The sequence below is a fragment of the Phormidesmis priestleyi ULC007 genome, from assembly GCF_003003695.1.
GTDB classification, from domain to species: domain Bacteria; phylum Cyanobacteriota; class Cyanobacteriia; order Leptolyngbyales; family Leptolyngbyaceae; genus Phormidesmis_A; species Phormidesmis_A priestleyi_A.
The window spans coordinates 1-2,051 of sequence record NZ_PVWG01000106.1 but is presented as its reverse complement, the minus strand read 5'-3'; the positions used below and the strand labels follow the sequence as shown (position 1 = coordinate 2,051).

General features: G+C 49.3%; 1 protein-coding gene and 1 pseudogene. One reads left to right on the top strand and one right to left on the bottom strand.

Annotated elements, in window-relative coordinates:
• Positions 1-112: 112 nt before the first annotated feature.
• Positions 113-1,106, top strand: a pseudogene (locus C7B65_RS26820) (ISAzo13 family transposase); the annotation flags it as partial.
• A 32-nt stretch (positions 1,107-1,138) separates the two neighbouring features.
• Here C7B65_RS26820 and C7B65_RS26810 read toward each other — a convergent pair.
• Positions 1,139-1,900 carry an ISAzo13-like element transposase-related protein gene (locus tag C7B65_RS26810; RefSeq protein WP_073075364.1) on the bottom strand — a complete coding sequence of 254 codons (762 nt, stop codon included), beginning with the start codon at positions 1,898-1,900 and terminating at the stop codon, positions 1,139-1,141.
• Positions 1,901-2,051: the final 151 nt, after the last annotated feature.

Here is a 2,051-nt window from a genome sequence, read left to right as displayed (position 1 = left end):
TTCCCGCATTCCTCACTCCTGTTCATCCCGCCATAGAAGGACTTCGATTTTTCTCCCTCGACATCACAACACTCAAGTTACTATCATCACGCAACTTTGTGAGTCTATCGAGATGCCGAACCCTAAGACAGTCGAAATGCTCCGAGTCAAGTATCTGTCGTTGGTCAACAATCTTGACGAGCGTGGTCGTCGCCGATGGGGTGCGACCGAAGCGATGGCAATAGGGCACGGTGGCATAGTAGCCGTTGCGGCAGCAACACGCTTATCAGACCGAATGGTCAGGAACGGTATCGAAGAACTGCGCTCTGCAATTCCATTAGTCTCTAGCCGACAACGTCAAGTGGGTGGTGGTCGTAAACGACTTGAACATCACGACCAAACTTTGCAACAGGCCATTGAGCGTTTAATCGAACCGACGGAAAGGGGTGATCCACAATCGCCGCTGCGATGGACATGCAAAAGTTTGACGAATTTGCAAAAAGAGTTGAATCAGCAAGGTCATCAAGTCGGACGGACGAAGCTATCCGAAATTCTCAAAGACCTCGGTTACTCGCTTCAGGGAAATCGGAAAAGGAGAGAAGGAAACGACCATCCTGAGCGTGACCAACAATTCAAACACATTGCCAAGCGTGTCAAAGCTTATCAATGTAGGAGGTGTCCAGCCATTTCCGTTGATACCAAGAAGAAAGAAGTGCTAGGCAATAAGGCGAATGAAGGACGAGAGTACCGTCCCAAGGGTAAACCCCTAGCAGTAGACACTCATGATTCTCCCGACCAAAAGCTGGGTAAAGCCGTTCCCTATGGAGTGTATGACATCGCTGAAAATGATGCTGGCGTGTCAGTCGGCATCAGTAGTGATACAGCCGAGTTCGCTGTCGAAGCGATCCGGCGATGGTGGCACGAACTGGGGCAGCCTCGGTATGACGAAATCTCATCGCCTGCTCATCACGGCTGATAGTGGTGGCAGCAACGGCCATCGTAACCGCTTATGGAAGGAGCTACAACGTTTGGCAGACGGAACGGGCATGAAAGTTGAGGTTTGTCACTATCCGCCTGGAACCAGTAAATGGAATAAGATTGAGCATCGTCTGTTCTGTCATATCACCCGTAAGGGGCTTGCAAAGAAATAAGACCCCGGTCAAGCTGGAACAATCGTGATATCCCACTTGGACAAGGTTTTAGAGCGATGCCAGAAAGGTTGATACCGTTCTAACTCCTCAGGCAACACCTTGATTCCTTTCTCATAGATAGGATCAACTAGTTGCACAGTCGGTGCAATTCCCTTCCAGGTCATGTGGGTTGCCCATTGCACTGCGGCTTCAACAGAATCTAAAATTGCCCCATTCCCATAGTTCTCTAGTGCTGCCCAACAGCGTTCAATGGGGTTGTACTTGCTGTGGTAAGGAGGGTAGTAAATCAATCGAATTCTCAACCCGATTGCCTGAGACAGTTCGACCATGCGCTTGATAAACTGCGTTCGGTCACTTCTGGTTGCGGCTCCCCTATCGAGGTCAATCACCCATTCATCTAGTTCAGGGTAGTGGGATTGATGGTCATCCCACCCAGTCGTTAAACAATCAACGATAAAATCACTGGTCTCAGCAGATTGTCCCAAGTAAATCGACAACTGGTTGGTATCGGTATTAAGAATGCCAAAGGGGACTAAAACGGCTTGCCACGCTGTATCGTGGTCATCGGCAGCCTTCGGCTCCAAGGTTCGTGCTTTCCCATTTCGGGAGAGGTTGCCAATCTTGACTTTGGCTTTGCTATCAATGGAGAGTCGCAACGATTTGGGGTTGTCATCCGAGGTCTGATTCTCTCGGAACACATTCTCGAAAATCGCATCGGTTTGAGCAATCTTTTTCAAGGGTTTGGTCTTCTGTGTTTTTTTAGGCGATATCCCATGCGATTAAGAATCGCACCGATGGTTTGACGCGTGGGTAATTGCGGCTCGGCGTACCCCTTCTCGCTCATTAAGTAGGAGGGTGAAGTTAAATATAAGATAGGAAGACCCTCTAATTAACCCCTCCTTATGCCTGCTCCCCTCCGGA